The organism is Haemophilus sp. THUN1692, from assembly GCF_059704395.1.
In genome coordinates, this window is the sequence record NZ_AP046579.1 from 328,201 (window position 1) to 348,333 (window position 20,133).

At 33.3% G+C, this 20,133-nt stretch carries 18 protein-coding genes and 2 pseudogenes; 13 read left to right on the top strand and 7 right to left on the bottom strand.

Translation table 11 applies throughout. From position 1 onward, the window contains the following. The first annotated feature begins 10 nt into the window (after nt 1-10). From AC6H0A_RS01510 to hycI, 4 genes are all read left to right on the top strand, one after another. Entirely contained in the window at nt 11-586 is a 576-nt protein-coding gene (locus AC6H0A_RS01510) for a formate hydrogenlyase complex iron-sulfur subunit (RefSeq protein WP_005626087.1), read from the top strand. Then, the gene (locus AC6H0A_RS01515) at nt 583-1,356 is read left to right on the top strand and encodes an NADH-quinone oxidoreductase subunit B family protein (protein WP_497512286.1); all 774 of its coding nucleotides are present in this window, start codon (nt 583-585) and stop codon (nt 1,354-1,356) included. Before AC6H0A_RS01510 ends, AC6H0A_RS01515 begins: the two co-directional genes overlap by 4 nt. 477 nt (nt 1,357-1,833) lie before the next feature. Further along, on the top strand, nt 1,834-2,241 hold the full coding sequence (locus tag AC6H0A_RS01520) for a formate hydrogenlyase maturation HycH family protein (protein ID WP_005640549.1): 408 nt from the start codon (nt 1,834-1,836) through the stop codon (nt 2,239-2,241). Next, on the top strand, nt 2,234-2,692 hold the full coding sequence (gene hycI / locus AC6H0A_RS01525) for a hydrogenase maturation peptidase HycI (protein ID WP_005640551.1): 459 nt from the start codon (nt 2,234-2,236) through the stop codon (nt 2,690-2,692). Before AC6H0A_RS01520 ends, hycI begins: the two co-directional genes overlap by 8 nt. 85 nt (nt 2,693-2,777) lie before the next feature. On the opposite strand, the gene hypF is transcribed toward hycI, so the two are convergent. Beyond that, nucleotides 2,778-5,048 (bottom strand): carbamoyltransferase HypF, encoded by a 2,271-nt coding sequence (gene hypF / locus AC6H0A_RS01530; RefSeq protein WP_005640553.1) that lies wholly within the window; start codon nt 5,046-5,048, stop codon nt 2,778-2,780. A gap of 99 nt (nt 5,049-5,147) precedes the next feature. Next, a complete protein-coding gene (locus AC6H0A_RS01535; protein ID WP_179230738.1) occupies nt 5,148-5,891 on the bottom strand; it encodes a YdcF family protein in 744 nt (247 codons plus the stop codon). Between the two features lie 134 nt (nt 5,892-6,025). Between AC6H0A_RS01535 and lsgA the strand changes: the two genes are divergently transcribed. The 9 genes and pseudogenes from lsgA (at nt 6,026) to AC6H0A_RS01580 (ending at nt 14,477) form a co-directional block, all read left to right on the top strand. Next, nucleotides 6,026-7,231 carry a lipooligosaccharide flippase LsgA gene (gene lsgA, locus AC6H0A_RS01540; protein WP_005640557.1) on the top strand — a complete coding sequence of 402 codons (1,206 nt, stop codon included), beginning with the start codon at nt 6,026-6,028 and terminating at the stop codon, nt 7,229-7,231. Beyond that, nucleotides 7,228-8,142 (top strand): lipooligosaccharide biosynthesis sialyltransferase LsgB, encoded by a 915-nt coding sequence (lsgB, locus tag AC6H0A_RS01545; protein ID WP_070047040.1) that lies wholly within the window; start codon nt 7,228-7,230, stop codon nt 8,140-8,142. The genes lsgA and lsgB overlap by 4 nt, the downstream gene beginning before the upstream one ends. 1 nt (nt 8,143) lies before the next feature. After that, entirely contained in the window at nt 8,144-9,205 is a 1,062-nt protein-coding gene (gene lsgC, locus AC6H0A_RS01550; protein ID WP_005640565.1) for a lipooligosaccharide biosynthesis family 4 glycosyltransferase LsgC, read from the top strand. An 11-nt stretch (nt 9,206-9,216) separates the two neighbouring features. Beyond that, nucleotides 9,217-9,990, top strand: a complete 774-nt coding sequence (lsgD, locus tag AC6H0A_RS01555) for a lipooligosaccharide biosynthesis galactosyltransferase LsgD (protein WP_044232332.1) — start codon at nt 9,217-9,219, stop codon at nt 9,988-9,990. Between the two features lie 11 nt (nt 9,991-10,001). Further along, nucleotides 10,002-10,883, top strand: coding sequence for a lipooligosaccharide biosynthesis N-acetyl-glucosamine transferase LsgE (lsgE, locus tag AC6H0A_RS01560; protein ID WP_497512289.1), 882 nt, complete (start codon nt 10,002-10,004; stop codon nt 10,881-10,883). Nucleotides 10,884-10,892: 9 nt separating this feature from the next. Then, entirely contained in the window at nt 10,893-11,696 is an 804-nt protein-coding gene (gene lsgF, locus AC6H0A_RS01565) for a lipooligosaccharide biosynthesis galactosyltransferase LsgF (RefSeq protein ID WP_005640573.1), read from the top strand. A gap of 8 nt (nt 11,697-11,704) precedes the next feature. After that, a pseudogene (locus AC6H0A_RS01570) lies at nt 11,705-12,800 on the top strand (lytic murein transglycosylase). Nucleotides 12,801-12,888: 88 nt separating this feature from the next. Continuing rightward, a complete protein-coding gene (locus AC6H0A_RS01575) occupies nt 12,889-14,043 on the top strand; it encodes a hypothetical protein (RefSeq protein ID WP_070047041.1) in 1,155 nt (384 codons plus the stop codon). Nucleotides 14,044-14,117: 74 nt separating this feature from the next. Continuing rightward, complete coding sequence (locus tag AC6H0A_RS01580; protein WP_052299314.1) at nt 14,118-14,477, top strand: hypothetical protein; 360 nt, start codon at nt 14,118-14,120, stop codon at nt 14,475-14,477. A gap of 886 nt (nt 14,478-15,363) precedes the next feature. On the opposite strand, the gene AC6H0A_RS01585 is transcribed toward AC6H0A_RS01580, so the two are convergent. The 5 genes and pseudogenes from AC6H0A_RS01585 to AC6H0A_RS01605 form a co-directional block, all read right to left on the bottom strand. Next, nucleotides 15,364-15,852, bottom strand: a complete 489-nt coding sequence (locus AC6H0A_RS01585; protein ID WP_005640583.1) for a glycosyltransferase — start codon at nt 15,850-15,852, stop codon at nt 15,364-15,366. Further along, nucleotides 15,846-16,052 (bottom strand): hypothetical protein, encoded by a 207-nt coding sequence (locus AC6H0A_RS01590; RefSeq protein ID WP_083034777.1) that lies wholly within the window; start codon nt 16,050-16,052, stop codon nt 15,846-15,848. Before AC6H0A_RS01590 ends, AC6H0A_RS01585 begins: the two co-directional genes overlap by 7 nt. A 611-nt stretch (nt 16,053-16,663) precedes the next feature. After that, nucleotides 16,664-17,599, bottom strand: a pseudogene (locus AC6H0A_RS01595) (DUF2827 family protein). A gap of 188 nt (nt 17,600-17,787) precedes the next feature. After that, nucleotides 17,788-18,915, bottom strand: coding sequence for a DUF2827 family protein (locus AC6H0A_RS01600; protein WP_005640606.1), 1,128 nt, complete (start codon nt 18,913-18,915; stop codon nt 17,788-17,790). A 12-nt stretch (nt 18,916-18,927) separates the two neighbouring features. Continuing rightward, nucleotides 18,928-20,061: a DUF2827 family protein gene (locus AC6H0A_RS01605; RefSeq protein WP_070047043.1), complete on the bottom strand. Its 1,134-nt coding sequence runs from the start codon at nt 20,059-20,061 to the stop codon at nt 18,928-18,930. Between the last annotated feature and the right edge of the window lie 72 nt (nt 20,062-20,133).

Sequence of the window (20,133 nt, forward strand, 5' to 3'; positions counted from 1 at the left end):
GGGGCGCACAATGTTTAAATTACTTAAAACCGTATTAAATGCGGGGGATGTTACCACTAAATATCCGTTTAAACCCTATGAAGTTGATCCTGATTTCCGTGGTAAACCAGAACTGAATTCTGATCAATGTATTGTTTGTGCCGCCTGTACAATGGCATGTCCAGCTAATGCGCTTACCATGCGTACCGATCCAGAAACAGGCGAACGTACGTGGTCATTATTTTTAGGCCGCTGCATTTTCTGTGGCCGTTGTGAAGAAGTTTGCCCGACAAAAGCCATTCGTTTAAGCCAAGATTTTGAATTATCAGTCAGCAATAAACAGGATCTTTATCAAGAAACAACCTTCACTACAACGATTTGTCATCAATGTGGTCAACCTTTCGTTTCTCATAAAGAACTCAATTATGCAGTAGATTTATTCAAACAAACATTGGATAACGATGAACTGGTTAAACATAAATTAGCGGTGCTCAATACTTGCCCAACCTGTAAACGCCAAAACAGTTTGGAAAAAACCGCCGATATGGAATCCAATATGCGCGTGAAATTGGCGTTATTTGATCACGTTAGGGAGATTGCAAGATGAACACACAAATCCCAATGCCCGTGAATGGTATTTCAACGCCATTTAGTGTGGATGAAAACATTGCGAAAATGAAACAAACTTTGTTGAAAAATATTCAACGTTCCGCTTATGTTTACCGTGTTGACTGTGGCGGTTGTAATGGTTGTGAAATTGAAATTTTTAGTACCATTACACCAACCTTTGACGCAGAACGTTTCGGAATTAAGGTTGTTGCATCACCTCGCCATGCGGATATTTTATTATTTACTGGCGCGGTAACTCGTGCAATGCGTACACCGGCAATGCGTGCTTATCAAGCTGCCCCCGATCCAAAAATCTGTATTTCTTATGGGGCGTGCGGCTGTGGTGGTATTTTCCATGACTTGTACTGCGTGTGGGGCGGTAGCGATCAAATTGTGCCAATTGATGTGTATATTCCTGGTTGTCCTCCAACTCCAGCCGCGACTATTTATGGTTTTGCAATGGCACTTGGTTTACTTGATCAAAAACTCAAAGGTAAACAAGAAATTGCCGATCCTAATGCTGAGGCTAAATTACGTTTCCCAAATATTCCATTAGATTTACGCGTGGAATTAGAACGTGAAGCGCGTCGTTTGGCGGGCTATCGACAAGGTGGAGATATTGCTAATCAATTTATGAGTATGATGTCTGAAAAAGATCAGGTTCCATTTGGTGTTCGTCTTGGCGAATTTTTGGAACGTGAAGCGGATCCACGCTTGAGTGAAATCGTAAACCGATTGCATGCAATTAGTATGCCGTTTTCGGGATAGTCTAACGATTGCTAAATAAACTAATAGCTCCGTTTTGATTTCTGCTAAATCTCCCCTTACCCCTCTTTGCTAAAGAGGGGAATAAGAGCGGTCAATTTCAATCTAGTTTTCTGCATTAACAATAGAAAACTAAAATGAGAGAAGATACTTTATTGCTAAAGAAGAATTCCCTCTTTAGCTAAGAGAGAAATAAGAGCAGTCGATTTCAATCTAGTTTTCTGCATTAACAATAGAAAACTAAAATGAGAGAAGATACTTTATTGCTAAAGAAGAATTCCCTCTTTAGCTAAGAGAGATATAAGAGCAGTCGATTTCAATCTAGTTTTCTGCATTAACAATAGAAAACTAAAATGAGAGAAGATACTTTATTGCTAAAGAAAAATCCCCCTCTTTAGCAAAGAGGGGTAAGGGGAGATTTGGCAGTATTGATTAGCGAAGAAATTACGTTATTATTCTACAAGTTTTATAGGACGTACCATGACAACCCAAGTTTTTTTCTATTTACTCAATGAGCGTTTTGTTGAAAACGATGAGCAAGTTCCAGAGCAAGCCAAGCAAGTAATGTATTATTCCCTTGCGATTGGTCACCATGTTGGTGTGATTGACTGCTTTAAAAAATTGCTAATTTGTGATTATGCCGATTACCAACGTTTTGTAGATACCTTCCCTGAAGGGGATACAAAACGTAAATTTGCGGGCTTAATGAAATTTGGTGAAATAGTGATTGATTCAAGTCATGTGAATTTATTGGCTAAGGCACTTGATGAAAATCGAGCCAATTTTTCGCCTGAACATCAAAAATGGGTCGATATTTTAATGGATACGCTAGCTTCCATCCAGCGTGAACCTGTGATGTACATAATGGTGAAACGTCGTGATGAATGAAAATGTAATCTTAACTGTTGGTAACACAATGATGGGCGATGACGGTGCAGGCCCTTATCTTGCCCAGCTTTGTGCTGAAAATCCATTGCTAAATTTGACTGCACTTGATGGTGGTTCAGCACCGGAAAATCTTGTGCATCAGATCCGAGCCATGAAACCAAAGCGTTTAATTATCTTTGATGCAACAGAAATGGAACTGCCCGTTGGCAAAATTCGTATTATCGACAAAGAACTCATTGCAGAAATGTTCTTCGTCAGCACGCATAATTTGCCACTTAATTTTTTAATCGAGCAATTAGAGGAAGATATTCCTGAGGTTATTTTTATTGGTATCCAGCCTGATCTTGTTTCCTTTGGTTTTCCGATGAGTGAAGCTGTAAAAAGTGCGGTAGAATTTTTCTATGATTTTTTGAAGGATGAGGGCGATTTAGGCGAAATTACTCGATTGTAATTGCTTTCATTCATAAAAAACGATCGCTTAACTTGCGATCGTTTTTTATATGCAAATAAGAACATTTACCTTAATTAATTTGGTATTAGTTGGAGAAGTTTGCTACGATCATCGCTTGCCCTAAACTTAATCCGCCATCTCCCATTGGATATTGATGTGCACTTAACACATTAAATTCTACAAGCGCTTGTTTTAATAAACGACGTAATAATTGGTTATGCATTACACCGCCTGAAAGCACAATGGTTTTGCAATTGTGGCGTTTTGCTTGCTGACGAGCTAATTCAGCAAAACCTTTTGCCAGAGCATAATGGAAAATAAATGCTTTGTTTTCTTTGGAATCATCGTAATCCAACCAATTTTGCCAAAATGTGGCTAAATCCAACTGATTATTTTGGATTGGCATTTTAACCTGAATATTGACAGCACCTTTCTCATCTTTGATAAAGTCAGATTTTGTCGCTAGCGCTTCTAAATAACAAGCTGCCTCACCCTCCCAAGAGAGTTTGTCACCCACAATACCTAACCCATAAGCTACCGCATCAAATAGTCGCCCAGCCGATGAAATGAGCGGAGAATTAAGATTACGTTCGATGGCATTGGAAAGAATTTCCCAAGGCAATTCGGAACAAGTTTTAGCCGCGATGTCACGCCAATTAGGTACAAATTTTTGAAGATGAGCAAGCCAATTACGCCAAGGTTGGGTGGCGGCAAGATCGCCACCTGGTAACGCAACGGCGGGTAATCCACCTAAATGTTGAGATTGTTCGCCATCCACTAATAAACATTCACCGCCCCAAAGTTGCCCGTTATCCCCCATTCCAATACCATCTAAAGCTAGACCAATCACTTTTTCATGACAATGATGTTCGGCTAATACAGCTGTAATATGTGAGTGATGATGTAAAACTTCTACATAGGGTACCGATAATTTTTTTGCGAGATTTTTCCCTGTTTTTGATGAAAAATAACCTAAGTGAGCATCCACCGTGATTAAATCTGGTTTGAATTGATAAATTTGGCAAAATAAGTCGATATTATTTTCTAATTGTTGTTGCACAAGTTCATTAGAGGTATCACCAATATGTTGGCTAACAACGGCTTTATTTTGTTTTAGTAGGCAAAATGTATTTTTAAGATCAGAACCCAACGCTAAGATATTTTTTGTATTTTCCGTTTTCAATAGCATTTCATCAGGAACGTAGCCACGTGCTCTGCGTAGCGTTTCCACGTCATCAAAAGAAGCTCTCACTAAGCTATCATCAGCGCGTTGCAAAATATCGCGATTATGACAAAGATAGAAATCTGCCAAATTACTCAATTTTTTCACCGCACTTTCGTTATCTAAAACAGGTGGTTCGCCGCTAGGATTGGCAGATGTCATGACGAGCGGTTGATTGATTTCACGTAAAAGCAAATGCTGTAATGGATTACTCGGTAACATCACCCCAATTTCATTTAGATTCGGGGCGATATTTTCTGCGAGATTGGACACTTTATTTTTTTGTAACAAAACGATTGGTGCAGCTGTGCTAGTGAGTAGTTTGATTTCGGTTTCTGTTAAATTTTGCAAAAAATCTAAACCAGGCACCATTACGGCAAGAGGTTTGCTTGGACGATGTTTACGATCTCGCAGTAATTGAACTGTATCGAAATTCTGTGCATCACAAGCTAAATGAAAACCGCCGATCCCTTTGATTGCCAAAATTTTTCCTTCTTTCAGCAAAAGTGCGGTTTGTTTTAAGGCTGTTTGATGTGTTGCAAGTTGATGTTCGGTATCTTGTAACCAAATATGCGGGCCACAAACTGGGCAGGCATTAGGTTGGGCATGAAATCGGCGATCTGCTGGATTTTTATATTCATGTTCACAATCTGGACAGAAAGGAAAATCCGACATCGATGTATTTTTACGATCATAAGGAATTTTTTTGATGATCGTAAAACGAGGCCCGCAATGGGTGCAATTAGTGAAAGGGTAGTGATAACGACGATTTTCAGGATTGAATAAATCCTCTACGCAAGCGGGACAAGTGGCGGCATCAGGCACAATTTGTGTGTCCATCGCATTGTTTTCGCTTTCTCGGATTACAAATTCAGCAAAGTGCGGTAGATTTTCCCAGTGTTTTTCACATTGCTGAATATCTGAGATTAGTGCTAAGGGCGGTAGTTTTTCCTGTAAATCTTTTAAAAAATGTGTGAGTGCTTCTTTTTCTGGATTTATAAATCGAATTAATACCCCTTGTCCATCATTATTTACATCGCCCTTTAGGCCATATTCATTTGCTAATAACCACACAAAAGGGCGAAATCCCACACCTTGCACTTTGCCTTTAATGCGTAATTCGATTCCGTTCATAACTTATTCTCTACATCAAATTGAGTGATTTTTATGGTAACCGAAAATATATGTGTAAGCTGTGATTTTCATCAAAGAAGATTCGTTTTTATAAGCAAATTATTCTAGGTAATGGGCTTTCCAATAACCAATCCACTCTTTTAATAAAACCATATTGCTATTTAACGCACCTAAGTCAGGAATAAAAGATTTTGCAGATAGATTTCCTTTGCTGCCATAGCTTGCCGCTGCAGCAGGAAGTACATCGAATCCTTGTTTTTCAAAAAGGTATTTGGTTCGTTTCATATGCCACTGATTTGTTACTAAAATAATTTTTTGAATATTATCTTTAACTAAAATATTTTTAGTAAAACTGGCATTTTCTTCCGTATTACGGGCTTTATTTTCGATCCATTGTGTTGGCACATTAAAGAATTGGTTAAGCTCTTTTGCCATTAAGTCGCCTTCAGAAATGCCTATCAAAGAATAGCCCGTGGTTAAAACAGGTAAGCCCGTTTCTTTTTGTAAAAATGCAGCATAACGTAAACGTTCTAGTTGCGGTGCACCAGAAGCCGTTTCTGCATATAGTTCTTTGGTTGGGTAAGATCCACCTCCTAATATGACGATGGCTTGAGCTTGTTTATAGTCATCTAGGGTAAGGGCTGGAGTGTCATCATTATCTGTTAGCAATAAACCAGTAAAAGGCGAACTCATGACATAAAGCCAAGTGAAACTGATAAGCGCAATAAATTTGGCTAATTTTTTAAAATGAACACGATAAAGAATCGCTGCAATAATCAGTAATACAAAGGTATTGAGAGGTGGTGCGATAAGTGCGGTAAGAAGTTTTCCTAATTCTAACATAGATAAGATCCTTGATATAGTGCGGTTTCATTATAATGATTAGTCATAGCTTGTCCATGTTGATTTTGTTAAAATAAGCCCCCTTATTTTTTGATAAACAAACGCTCGAATTCATCAAAAGTGCGGTTATATTTATGAAAGTTTTTAAAGACAGTGTCATTTACCTTGTTGGGGAATTATCGTCAAAGTTAGTTCCTTTTTTACTTTTGCCTTATTTATCGCGTAAATTGGGCGTAGAAGGGTATGGCTCACTTTCTTATTATCAAACTTTTTTAAGTTTATTTTTAATTGTGGTTTCTTTAACTCAAGAGGGCGCAATTTCCCGTTATTTTTATTTTTACGGAAAACGTTCATTAAATTTAGTAGTGAATACCGGATATGCTTATACCACGATAATTGGCAGTATTATTTTAATGGGGTGTTGGATTGTTCAGTCTGAAATATTATTCTATGCTGCACTTTCCTCAATTTTTCAATCTTTCTTAAATGTTCAGCTAAGTGTAAGACAATGCCAGAAAAAGGCTTGGTCTTATGCTTTTATTCAATTTTCACTCACTGTTACTGGTGCGGTATTTACCGTCGCATTGCTCGAGTATTATCAAAATGATCTTGTTAAAAAAAGAATTTTGGCTATTTTATTGAGTAATTTAGTCGTTTGGTTTTTTTCTTATTTTCTTTACAGAAAGAGTGCGACATCTAAAAAATATCAATTTAAACATTATCAATCCGCATTATTTTATATTTTAGGATTTGGATTGCCGCTTATTTTGCATCATGCGAGCTTTTTCTTAAAAGGGCAGTTAGACCGTATTTTTATTTATCATAAATTCAGTGAAACAGATTTAGGGCTTTATGCCATGGGCGCTCAACTTGCTTTGGTCGTTTCTATTGCGATTCAAGCACTTAATAAAGCGATCATCCCCTATTTTTATGAAGCCTTAAAACAAAAAAAATTAGTGATTCAACAGTTACATAAATGGGTGTTATTTTCCTTTTTGCTGATACCTATTCCTGCTTTAGTTATGTGGATTATTCCTGAAGATGTGCTAGTTTGGATTTTAGGTAGCCAATTTGTGGGAACGAAATATTATTTTATTTTATTTTTAATTTCGACCACATTAAGTATTCCTTATTTGATTTTAGTTAATTATCTTTTCTATTATGGAAAAAATAAACTTATTTCCCAATGTTCCGTTTTATCTACAATCATTTATGTAGCGAGCCTTGTGGCTTTAACTTTTACAGAAATTAAATATATCCCTTATGCTGGAATTATTGGTTCGCTTTTCATTATTCCTATTCTTTATTTTATGACATCTAAAGTGAGTAAAACCCTATGAATCTCATTCTTTGTTGCACACCATTGCAAGTATTAATTGCGAGAAAAATAATTGAATTACATCCTAACGAGCAATTCTTTGGCGTCATGTTTGGTGGTGTATGGGATAAAAAAAGAACCTTGTACGCGAGTAAATTAGCGGAAGTTTGTAATGATTCGATGAACATTGATACGGGAAAAGATCTAAAAGGTTTTGATTCTCTCAAGTTAATGCGCCAGATCAAGAATAAAATTACGCACAAAGGTTTTGATAAGGTTTTTCTCGCCAATCTTAATTCATTATGGCTACAAACCTATCTTAGCCATGTTTCATTTAAAGAGCTTTATACCTTTGATGATGGTTCAGATAATATTTTCCCACACCCCAATTTATTGAGAGAGCCTGACACATTTAAATATAAACTGATTAAGGCCTTTATTGGTAATAAATATAATATGCATAAATTATTTAAAAAAATAAAAAAACATTATACGGTTTATCCTAATTACAAAAATATTGTTTCCAATATTGAAGCAATATCTCTATGGGATAATCAAATAGATTGCGATATAGATGGAGAGGTCTCATTTTTTATTGGGCAACCATTGTTAAATACAAAAGAGGAAAACATCTCATTAATAAAAAAACTAAAAGATCAGATTCCTTTTGACTATTATTTCCCTCATCCAGCAGAAGATTACCGAGTAGACGGGGTAAATTATGTTGAATCAGAACTCATTTTTGAAGATTACGTATTTAAGAATTTATCGGATAAAAAGGTGATTATTTACACGTTCTTCAGTTCTGTTGCGTTTAATTTATTAAGTCACCCTAATGTAGAAATTCGTTTTATTAGAACGAGTATTCCAAGATGGCAATTCTATTACGATTCATTTCCAGACCTTGGATTAACGATTTATAAGGAAATTTAAGATGAAAAAAATTGGTTTCTTTATTATGAATATCGAAAGTGCGGGAGGAACGGAGCGCGTTTCTATTAATGTTGCCAATGCTCTCGCTAAACAGGGATATGATGTTTCTTTTATTAGCATTGGCGGTAATAAGCCTTTTTTCCAAGTCGATGAAAAAATTAATATTTACGCAATGAATAAATTGCCCTATTCATTGAAAAAAGATTATTTTTCTATTACAAAAAAATTAAGAGAATTGGTTAAAGAATTACAGCTGGATACCTTAATTGTGGTTGATGGGGCGATTATGCTTTTTTCTGCTTTGGCGTTGGTCAATTTACATGTAAAGCATATTTTATGGGAGCATTATTCTTTTAACTTTACCGGCAATCGTCTAGTTCGTACGCTTGGCAAATATTTAGCTTCAACAAGATGTGATAAAGTCGTCACATTAACCGAGTCAGAAAAAACACTGTGGCAAGAAAAATTTAAAACGAACAATATAATCAGTATAGCTAATCCAAATACGCTTTTGCCAAAGAATAAATTAGCAAAATGGGAAAATAAAACTATTTTATCTGTAGGGCATTTATTTTCTTATAAAGGTTTTGATTATTTATTAAAAGCTTGGCAAGTTTTAGCAAAAAATCACCCAGATTGGAATTTAAAAATAGTGGGATCGGGTGAGGAAGAAGATAATTTAAAAAATCTTGCTAAAGCATTGGATATTGAAGATTCAGTTAATTTTATTCCTCGTACCAATGATGTCGCTTTTTATTATGAAAGCAGTTCAATTTATTGTTTACCTTCACAAACAGAAGGCTTGCCTTTAGTTGTTATTGAAGCGATGGCATTTGGTTTGCCTATTGTTGCCTTTAATTGTTCTCCGAGCGTCAAGCAATTAGTGGAACATAAAGAAAATGGTTTTCTTTGTGAAAAAAATAATATTGAAGAAATGGTTAACGGTTTAGATTTATTAATGAATAATCCTGAACTTTATCAACAAATGTCAAACAAATCTCGTGTAATGAGTGAAGATTATGGCATTGAAAAAATTATTGAAGAATGGAAAGCGATTTTATAAGGAATAATTTTATGTTAAAAAAATATTTGATCTCTTTAGATAAAGATATTCAACGTCGGGAATTATTCTTTTCTCAAAAAAATACTGAGGATTTCCAAATTTTTTCTGCCATTAATACCATGCAAAAAGATTGGGATGAATTAGCCTCTATTTTTAATATTGAACAATTTAAAGCACATTATGGCCGTAATATCACTAAGGGCGAAATAGGATGTACATTAAGCCATCTTTCTGTGTACCAAAAAATTGTTGAAGACAACGATATTGCTGAAGATAGCTATGCGTTAGTCTGTGAAGACGATGCTTTATTCCACCAAGATTTTCAGCAAAATTTAACCGCACTTTTATCAGAAAAACTCAAGTCTGAAATTATATTGGTTGGGCAGTCAAAAATTAATGATTTCAACGACGATGATTTAGAAATTAATTATCCGACAACCTTCTCTTTTTTATGCAAAAAAACAGGCAATGTAAATTACGCTTTTCCTTATAAAAGTTATTTTGCTGGCACGGTGGGCTATCTTATTAAAAAATCAGCAGCAAGAAGATTTATCCAGCAAATTTCTCAAAACAAACCATTTTGGTTAGCGGATGATTTTTTACTCTTTGAACAGGATTTTAATATAAAAAATAAAGTGGTTCGCCCTCTCATGGTTATTGAAAATCCTGTATTGATAAGCAATTTAGAAAGTGTTCGTGGATCTTTATCCAATAATTTGTTTAAAAAATTAATGAAATATCCATTGAAAAAAATCTTTGCGATTAAGAAAAATTTGGCTAATTAAAGGAAGGAATTATGTTAAGCATTATTGTGCCTTCTTATAATCGAAAAGCAGAAGTACCAGCTTTATTAGAAAGTTTAACTCAACAAACATCGACTCATTTTGAAGTGATTATTGTGGATGATTGCTCCAAAGAAAAAGTCGTCGTTGAGCAAAGCTATTCTTTTCCAGTTACAGTGATTCGTAACGAAACCAATCAAGGTGCAGCAGAAAGTCGTAATATTGGCGCGCGTGCATCAAAGGGAGATTGGTTATTTTTTCTCGATGATGATGATTGTTTTATGCCGAAAAAATGCGAAAAAATATTACAAGTGATTGAGCAAAATCCGAATATTAATTTTATTTATCATCCAGCTAAGTGTGAAATGGTCAATGAAGGGTTTACTTATGTGACTCAACCGATTGAACCTCAAGAAATCTCGCCAGAACGTATTTTGTTAGCCAATAAGATTGGCGGAATGCCAATGGTTGCGATTAAAAAAGAGATGTTTTTAAAAATAGGCGGATTATCGACCGCACTTCGTTCTTTGGAGGACTATGATTTCTTGTTAAAACTGCTAAAGGAGCCGAGTTTTAAACCTTATAAAATTAATGAACCACTGACTTATTGTACTTTCCATACTAAACGTTCAAGTGTGTCTACGGATACTACCAACACGCAAAAAGCCATTGATTATATTCGTGAGCATTATGTGAAAACGGTAGAGCAAGCTCGTAATTTTGATATTAACGCGAGCTATATTTTGGCTTATCCCCATATCATGAATTTATCGCGTAAAGCGGCAAAATATTATTTTGATCTTTTTAAGAAAACAAAAAGCATTAAGCAATTCATTATTACTTTGGTTATTTTAATTTCGCCAAAATTAGCCATTAATTTAAAACGGTTTATGTAGGAAAATAAAATGAAATTTTCAGTCCTAATGTCTTTATATATTAAGGAAAATCCTCAATTCTTGCGGGAGTGTTTTGAAAGTCTTGTAGCACAAACTCGTCAAGCAGATGAAATTGTATTGGTTTTTGATGGCGCAGTAACGCCAGGATTAGAATCTGTTGTGACGGAGTTTGAAACAAAACTGCCATTAAAATTAGTTAAATTGCCGCAAAATCGAGGATTAGGTAAAGCCTTAAACGAGGGTTTATTGTATTGTGCTTATGACTGGGTTTTCCGTATGGATACCGATGATATTTGCGTGCCTGAGCGTTTTGAAAAGCAAGTGGCATTTATTGAACAGCACCCTGAAACCATCATTTTTGGCGGACAAATTGCTGAATTTGGTGAAAATGTAAATGATATTGTGGCATATCGTAATGTGCCAACGTCGGCTCAAGAAATTATCAAATTCACGCAAAAACGTTGTCCGTTTAATCATATGACGGTGGCATATCAAAAAAGTGCGGTCATTAATTGTGGTGGATATGAAGATCTTCAAGAAGATTATTATTTGTGGATAAAACTTGTCGCACAAGGTTTATATGTCGCGAATTTGCCAGATATTTTAGTTTATGCGCGAGTAGGAAATGGCATGGTGAGTCGCCGCTGTGGTGTCAATCAAGCCAAGGCAGAATGGCGTTTGTTCAAATTAAAATATCGTTTGGGTATTCAAGGTTTGTTAGCTGGATTATTTACTTTTGCATTGCGTTTTGGCTCTCGTTTATTGCCAACCTCGTTATTGAAAAACTTTTATCAAACTTTTTTACGTAAATAGGAAATCCGATGAAATTGAATATGTTATTTAAAATTTCTGCATTATCCACCGCACTTTTTTTTAGTTGGCTGTTCTAGTTCGCCTGATATTAAGCCAGTGGTCAATAACACCAGTTATACTAAGCAAAGAACACCAGAAAATTTTAATGATTATGTTCAATTTTTAAAAGGTAAGGTCGCCGCTGAAGGTGTGTCATTATCGGTATTGAATGCTCAAAATAATATTCTCTATATGCAAAAGGCAGTAGATTTAGATCGTGAACAAGCTGGTAAAATTCGTAAAAGAGATCCTAATTCACCTCCAGTGGCTAATCCGAATGGCACGAGCAATTATCTCAATAGAGTACTTACTCAAGATAAAGTGAATGTCGCGGGTGAGCGTTACTGGGAAGTACAAGCGCCATTGCAAAAAGTAAGCCAAAAATATGGTGTTCAGCAGGAGTATTTGCTTGCGTTATGGGGAATGGAAAGTAGTTTCGGGCATTATCAAGGAAAATATGATGTACTTTCTGCAGTGGCAACCTTGGCTTTTGAAAGTCGTAGAGAAAAATTATTTACGAAAGAATTTATCTCAGCCATGAAAATGCTTGAAAAAGATCATATTCAACGTAAACGTATGTTAGGTTCATGGGCGGGCGCGATGGGACAAACTCAGTTTATGCCAAGCACTTTCTTACGTTATGCGGCTGATGGAAATAATGATGGCGTAAAAGATATTTGGAAAAACCAATTTGATACTTTCGCTTCTATCGCAAATTATTTGCATACAGTAGGCTGGGATAATAGCCCCCCTTGGGGCGTAGAGGTGATGCTTACGCAACCTATTGATTTGAGTTATTCTGGTACAGAAAGCAATAAAGCACGCTCTTTAAAAGATTGGCAAGCGATGGGGCTAATATTAAAAAGTGCCAATCCACAGGATCAAGCAAAATTAAGTACACTTGAAAATGCTCAGCTTTGGCTAGTTCGCCCTGATCGCGAAGCGGGCAGAGCGTTTTTAGTTTCAAATAATTTCCGCACTATTTTAGATTGGAATAAATCTAATTATTTTGCATTGAGTATTGGCATGTTTGCTGAACGGATTAAAGATAACCTAATGAAATGATCAATAGCTTATTTAAATAGTTAATATCTGTAAATTTTGGTTATATTGAGATACAATGCTACAGAATTTATTTATTATGTTTTAGGTTATGAAAAAAATCACACTCTACTTAGATCCAGCGACCTTACCTGCTTTAGCGCAGCTTATCCATTTTTTACAGAATAAAGAGGAGGAGTCCTTTAGAATATTTTGTTATAACCGCTATCCATTATTAGAAAATGTGATCAGAAATGAAATGGGGATTGAGGCTTTCTTTTCTAACGTTCCACAAAGTGGCATGTGGCCATGTTGCCCTGAAAGTGTTTTAACATTAATTAGTGATTGCGCACTAAAAGAAAATATATCTCTGGAAATTCACGCGAACTTAGGGCATTCGCTGACCCTTATCGCCCCAATAACACAACTTGCAAAAAAAAATAAAAATATTCATATTGACTATCTTCATCTTTATGATGATGGCAGTAAAGAATACCTCGATTTGGAATCACTCAAACACACAAACTTACATTATTTATTAAATGTAAGCTTAATGGATATGCATGCCTATTTAAAAAAGGCAGGCGTTACTCTTACGAACCCGATTATAGCCCAATACCTTTGGGGACATTTCTATCCAACTACCTATCATCTACTAAAAAAAGACTATTTTATAAAAACTGATTTTATTCAACCTATTTTTCAACAAATTGAGCAAAACTGTCTGTCTATTGATTTTTCAGGACAAGCACTTTCTGCACAAAATAAAGATTGTTTATGTAAAATGGTGGGGCTAAATGAGCAACTTCAAAATAAACTTAAAAAAAGTCTCAATGGGTTTATGTTCATCGGTGGAATAACCTATTATCTAGGTAACTATGAAATTAATTATGCGAATGAATTATTAAAAATAGCAAAAAAATCAATATCTGGTGATTATGATGCATTATTCTTTAAACCTCATCCAGCTTATTTTTCCGATAAATTTAATCGTCCTATATTACAAACTATTAATAATATGGTAGAAATTCCAAAAGAGCTGCCCACAGAAGCACTGTTAATAACAGGTTTACTCCCTAGTAAGGTTGGTGGAGTAAATAGTTCCATTTTTTTCTCTTTACCCAAAGAGAATATTGATCACGTTGTGTTTACTGATAAAAAATATTATAGTCATGACATTTCTAATCAGAAGTTTATTGACATATTACTCAGAATTGAATGTGTAAAAGAAGAACAATTATTTTCTTGGTATGATTTTATAGAATAAATGATAAATTAGGAATAAAAATTAATCAGAATAATCAAAGAAACTACGGGATAGATATCTAAAAAATACTTGCTATGTTTATGATTACTATCTTACATACAGAAGGCCATGGTGGAATTTTATTTAGTAGGAAATTAACATTTAACCAAGATAATTTCTTTTACTCTCATTATTCTGTGGCTTGGTTTTTAGAAATCCTTTGCTATGGGGCGGTAGACTGTTATGCGATGATTAGTGGTTATGTAAATTGGAAAAACAGCATTCGCTACCATAAATTAGTTTTATTATGGATTCAAGTTGTTTTTTACACAATCAGTATCACATTAATATATAGCTTTTTAAATGGCTCTGAAAGTAACTGGGTTAATGCTTTTTTTCCAATTCTTACCCATCAATATTGGTATATCACAGCTTACGTTGGTGTATTTTATTAATGCCTGTTCTCAATAAATATTTACAGAATACAGACAGTAAGGCCCTATATTTACATCTTATATTGATTTTTATCGTCATGTCTATACTACCCATTTTTATTGGGAAAGGCGATCCTTTCATCTTAAATGCAGGATATAGCATATTATGGTTAGCCATTATGTATTTATTTGGTACAACTATTTCTAAATTAAAAGAAAATAAGTTAAATCAATATAAACTCTTAGCTTGGGTTATAATAATTATTACAATAAATTGGGGAACTAAAATAACTATTGATTATTTCAATATTTATAATGAATCTTCATTAAACCTCCCTAACTTAGTCGATTACAGATCTTCGGTGGTTGTTTTATACTCAATTTTATTGATATTTCTATGTAGTTAATTAAATATCAATAATAAATTTTAAAAAATAATTACTTTAATTTCTAATACTACCTTAGTCATATATTTCATTCATCAATCAAAATTAGGTATGATAGGGAGCATTATAGTCGGTGCAGCAATTATTTTTTCATCTGTTGTTTTATTGAGGTAATACGTGAAAATATATTATCCCTTATTAGGAATAAATGCATTTATAGGAAAAATAAGTCGGTCATCATCAAATGATGATACTATCGCTCAATATAGTATCACGATGCTTCAAGGAAGGCTGTGATTAAATTACGGCATAGAGGGAAAAGTCGTCGTACTAAATGTTATGAGCACGATACATCAACCGTAGTTGATAAATTTAATTATTGATTATGTAGGTTTTTAGGCTGGAAAAACCTTATGAAGTTTATCTGAATAAGGTGTAGCACTTAGTTTGACAATTCAGTGAATAAACATTATGGTATACTAAAAAATAGTAAATCTTTATTTAGTATGCCATATTCTTTATTATGCTGATTTTGAGATAGTTATTAATAACTTCTCTAGTTCACTACTAACTCTATCAATATTAAAACGTTCAATTGCTTCTGGTAAGCTCTGGATATAAATCTTTCTTTTTTCATTATTATTTAATAGTTCATAAACTTGATTTACAAACGTTATTTTATCTCCTAAAGGAACTAACGAACCAAATCGTCCATTTCCTAAAATATCTTTAGGTCCAGTAGGGCAATCCATCGAAACAACAGGTGTTCCACATACCATGCTTTCTAAAAATACGGTAGGTAATCCTTCAGAAAAAGATGTATGAATAAAAAGTTTTGCATGTTTCATGAATAGATAAGGATTATCTCGTCTTCCTAGTAATAAACAGTCACCTTCCAGACCAAGCTCTTTAATTTGTTCTTCTAATTTTGAATAATTTGGTCCAGTTCCAATAATATATAACTTTTCTTTTATACCTTTTTGCTTTAATTGAAAATATATATCTAGCATCGTAAAATGTTATAATCAAATAAGCGTGCAACTTGTAAAATATAATTTTGAGAAAGTAATACTTTATCACTGTCTGACACGTGTGTTTCTTGATAAGATAACTTTTCTTTTATAGAGGCTTTATCAATAGGATTTACTAAGGTGAGAACAGATTTACTAATCCCTAAATCTAATAACACCTCAGAACATTTTTTGGTCATCTCGTCACAAATATTGATAAAATGGCTATGTTTATTTAACAAATACTTATATAGCCCACAATCATTCTTCCATATAGTAAAATTATTATCTGAATGAATCCAGCGTATAACAGGAAGTTTATTGGTAATATCATATTTTTTTAAGAAAGAATCCAAGTAATGATCAAAATTGATAATTAGATTATATTCCCCAGAATTGATAACCTCTAATATAGCTGAATTACAATAATTTGTGATAGCATCATCCCAACTTTCAAAAAATGCTTTTTCTTTAGAAGAATAATTTTCTTTCTCTCTATAGAACAGTATATTTGAAACATTTCTTCAAATGAACTTAATCCTCTAAAATTAAACTTAGTATTAATATTGTCAGGAATAAATGATAAATCGCTCTCTGTTACTTCTTTTAGAAGTAACAAATCAACTTTATAATTCTCTGAATCTACTAATTTAGAAAATATCTTTAGGTATGAAATTAAGACAGTTTCAACTCCGCCTCTGCCAAATGGAGGCGATAACGTAGAGTAACAATTAATATATTAATCATAAAATTCTCTTTATTTGTTTAAAAGTAAAAAATTAGTCATACTATTCCTAATTTTAATGTATTTTTATGAAAATAATCGTTTTAACTCATTTTCATAAATAGCAAGATTAACAGGATTATGTGGATGTAACGAAGCTAAATAATCATTTGCTCTAGCAACATATTCATTATGATATTTATCATGATTTTCAATGACATCAATTAAAAATTTCGCCGCATCAAAAGCATCAAATTGATCATAATAATATCCTACACCTTTAGGTAAAAGTTTAGAATTATGAATAAATGGATAGCCTCCATAAAGAGCTTCATTGTAAGCATAATTTAAACCATTTTCCCACTGAGTACTAGTATACTTAGATAAGAAATAAGCCATATTAAAACGCCCTTATACTGAGATCTTTCCATTTTTTAATAAGTCTGTTCGTCCAATAAAGTTTCGGAAAGCAGGTATTTCTCTCTTATCATAAGTATTACATATAAAAACATGTTCAATGAGTTCTGGCCTTTCTCTGAATGCCTGTTCTGCAATTAGGATATCTATAAAACAATTCTTAAATATAGAAATGTTTGGCTCAAATGATGAGATTCGTCTTGTTTCTTTAGAATTATCTTTATTATTTAGATAATCAAATGGTTGCGATAAATCTTTTATGGCTTTATCTAAAAATAACGGAGACCAAATAAAAGGAATTAAACGTGGTTCTGAACGTTGCATAATTGCAAAATAGGAGGAATTTGTATTCCACATTTGTGGTATAAACCAATGTGAATCAAACAGAGTGCCATTAAAACTACTTGATGATGGTTTATTATGTAAAAATGCCTCAACATCATAAATAACATCGTTTCCCATCTTATAGCAAACAATTTTTCCACCATTCTTTCGAATAATATCTGCGTGACGCGGTTCAATATATAAAAAACCTTCTACTAAAATATCTAGTTCATTAATCTTTTCATCAATTTGATAAAATTTTAGATTAAGATCTGATAGCATATTCCATTCTTTAAGATCGCTTATATTTTCAGGTCCCTAACTTACAAATATAACATCTTCAATACAATCCAATGCATTAAAAAGTTGATATAAAAAAACAAATTTTGATGAACACTGTTAGACCATATATCTTTATTTTTATGTTCTAAATTAAATGTAATACCTATGTTATATTTTTTCATTTTTTCTCACTTAAATAAACGTTTTAATTCTCTTTCATAAATGGCTAAATTAACTGGATTATAAGGATTTAATGAATCTAAATAATCATTTGCTTTTTGCATATATTCATCATAATTTTTATCATGATTTTCTATAGCATAAATTAATTTTTTTGCCCCATCAAATGCATCAAATTGATCATAGTAATATCCAATACCCTTTGGAAGCAAGGTAGAATTATGTACTAACGGATATCCTCCATAAAGTGCTTCATTATAGGCATAGTTCAATCCATTCTCCCATTGAGTGCTGAGGACAATATCAGTATAAATAGACAAGAAATCTGTCATTCTAAAGCGATTTTCCACGCTCATCACCCCGTCTTTTACTAGATCTGTTCTACCAATAAAATTATGGAAAGTACTATGTTCTCTTTTATCATAGGTATTGCACATATAAACATGCTCAATCAAATCTGGTCTTTCTCTGTATGCTTGCTCAGCAATTAAAATATCGGTAAAACTATTTTTAAGAATAATAGTGTTGGATTCAAATGATGACACTCTGTATTTTTTCCTTTTCGTGTTTCTTATGTACCCAAAAGATAAATCTGGTCTTTCTTTAATAGCTTTTAGACAAAAAGTTGTAGCCCAAATAGCTGGAACTTCACGTACTGGAGAAGAATGCATAATCGAAAAGTAGGATAAATTTGTATTGATATGTTGAGGAATGATCCAATTCGCATCAATTTTTGCACCATTAAATTGATGAATAGGAGGCTTATTATGTATGGTTGATTCTATATCATAGATATAATCATTCCCCATTTTATAAACAACTGTTTTTCCTCCTCTTTGATGAATTCGATTAGCATAATCAGGTTCAATAGTTAACGTCCCTTCAATTAAGACGTCCAAGTCATCAATCACATCATAAATATAAGCAAAAGATAAATCAAAATCATCAAGCATAAAACCTTTATCAGGTACAGTGATTTTATTCGGCCCATCACTCACTAAAACAACAGATTCAACACAATCTAAGCTTTCTAATAAATTATAGAGAAAAATGATATTTTGCCCTGCGCCATTAGCCCAAATGTCTCTTGTTTTCCCTTCTAAATTAAATGTAATACCAATCTTATACTTTCTCATTCTTTTACTCTTTTATTCAAATAAACGCTTTAATTCAAGTTCATAAACCGCTAAATTTATAGGATTATGCGGGTGTAAGGAATATAAATACTCATTCGCACGTTGAACATAAGCATCGTGATATTTATCATGATTTTCAATCACATCAATTAATACTCTTGCGCCTTCAAATGCATCAAATTGATCGTAATAATACCCCACGCCTTTAGGTAATAATTTAGAATTATGAATAAATGGATAGCCACCATAAAGAGCATCATTGTATGCATAATTTAATCCATTTTCCCATTGAGTACTCAATACAATATCTGTATATTCTGATAAAAATAATGGCATGGCAAATCGTTTTTCGACACTCATAATGCCATCTTTGACTAAATTTGTTCTACCTATAAAATTAAAAAAAGTAGGATGATCTTTAATATCATAAGTATTGCACATATAAACATGTTCAATTAAATCAGGTCTTTGTCGATATGCTTGTTCTGCAATTAAAATATCAGTAAAACTATTTTTTAGAATTATTGTATTGGTTTCGAAAGAAGAAATTCTACGAGATTTTTTTGATCTATTTACATTATTTATATAACCAAACTTATTATTTAAATTCTTTATTTCCTTATCACAGAAAAGTGAAGACCAAATACAAGGAACTTCCCTAGTTAAACAACGATGCATAATAGAAAAATAAGAGAAATTTGTATTTATGTGTTGAGGGATCATCCAATTAGCATCAAATTTTGTACCATTAAATATTCTTATTGGTGATTTATTATGTATTACGGCCTCAATATCATAGATATAATCATTTCCCATTTTATAACAAATAACTTTACCGCCATTTTTATGAATAATCTCAGCTTGGTTGGGCTCGACAGACAATGATCCTTCAATCAAAAGATCTAAATCTTCAATAACATCATCAATATGTGAGAATTTAAGATTTAAATCTTCCAACATAAAATTTTTATCTGGTGTTGTTATGCCCTCCGGTCCCCAACAAACAAAGGTAATATTTTTTACAATATCTAATGCTTCAAATAATTGATATAAAAAAATTAAATTTTGATTAGCACCATTAGACCAAATATCTCTAATTTGGCTTTCTAAATTAAATGTAATACCTACGTTATATTTCTTAGACATATTTATTCTCAATACCCATATAATAAAAGAGCGGTTATTTTACCAAATAAATGACAAAAATACCGCTCTTTT

Coding starts and splice junctions, on each gene's coding strand:
- AC6H0A_RS01510 (WP_005626087.1), top strand. CDS start 11: ATGTTTAAATTACTTAAAACCGTATTAAATGCGGGGGATGTTACCACT.
- AC6H0A_RS01515 (WP_497512286.1), top strand. CDS start 583: ATGAACACACAAATCCCAATGCCCGTGAATGGTATTTCAACGCCATTT.
- AC6H0A_RS01520 (WP_005640549.1), top strand. CDS start 1,834: ATGACAACCCAAGTTTTTTTCTATTTACTCAATGAGCGTTTTGTTGAA.
- hycI (WP_005640551.1), top strand. CDS start 2,234: ATGAATGAAAATGTAATCTTAACTGTTGGTAACACAATGATGGGCGAT.
- hypF (WP_005640553.1), bottom strand. CDS start 5,048: ATGAACGGAATCGAATTACGCATTAAAGGCAAAGTGCAAGGTGTGGGA.
- AC6H0A_RS01535 (WP_179230738.1), bottom strand. CDS start 5,891: ATGTTAGAATTAGGAAAACTTCTTACCGCACTTATCGCACCACCTCTC.
- lsgA (WP_005640557.1), top strand. CDS start 6,026: ATGAAAGTTTTTAAAGACAGTGTCATTTACCTTGTTGGGGAATTATCG.
- lsgB (WP_070047040.1), top strand. CDS start 7,228: ATGAATCTCATTCTTTGTTGCACACCATTGCAAGTATTAATTGCGAGA.
- lsgC (WP_005640565.1), top strand. CDS start 8,144: ATGAAAAAAATTGGTTTCTTTATTATGAATATCGAAAGTGCGGGAGGA.
- lsgD (WP_044232332.1), top strand. CDS start 9,217: ATGTTAAAAAAATATTTGATCTCTTTAGATAAAGATATTCAACGTCGG.
- lsgE (WP_497512289.1), top strand. CDS start 10,002: ATGTTAAGCATTATTGTGCCTTCTTATAATCGAAAAGCAGAAGTACCA.
- lsgF (WP_005640573.1), top strand. CDS start 10,893: ATGAAATTTTCAGTCCTAATGTCTTTATATATTAAGGAAAATCCTCAA.
- AC6H0A_RS01575 (WP_070047041.1), top strand. CDS start 12,889: ATGAAAAAAATCACACTCTACTTAGATCCAGCGACCTTACCTGCTTTA.
- AC6H0A_RS01580 (WP_052299314.1), top strand. CDS start 14,118: ATGTTTATGATTACTATCTTACATACAGAAGGCCATGGTGGAATTTTA.
- AC6H0A_RS01585 (WP_005640583.1), bottom strand. CDS start 15,852: ATGCTAGATATATATTTTCAATTAAAGCAAAAAGGTATAAAAGAAAAG.
- AC6H0A_RS01590 (WP_083034777.1), bottom strand. CDS start 16,052: ATGACCAAAAAATGTTCTGAGGTGTTATTAGATTTAGGGATTAGTAAA.
- AC6H0A_RS01600 (WP_005640606.1), bottom strand. CDS start 18,915: ATGAGAAAGTATAAGATTGGTATTACATTTAATTTAGAAGGGAAAACA.
- AC6H0A_RS01605 (WP_070047043.1), bottom strand. CDS start 20,061: ATGTCTAAGAAATATAACGTAGGTATTACATTTAATTTAGAAAGCCAA.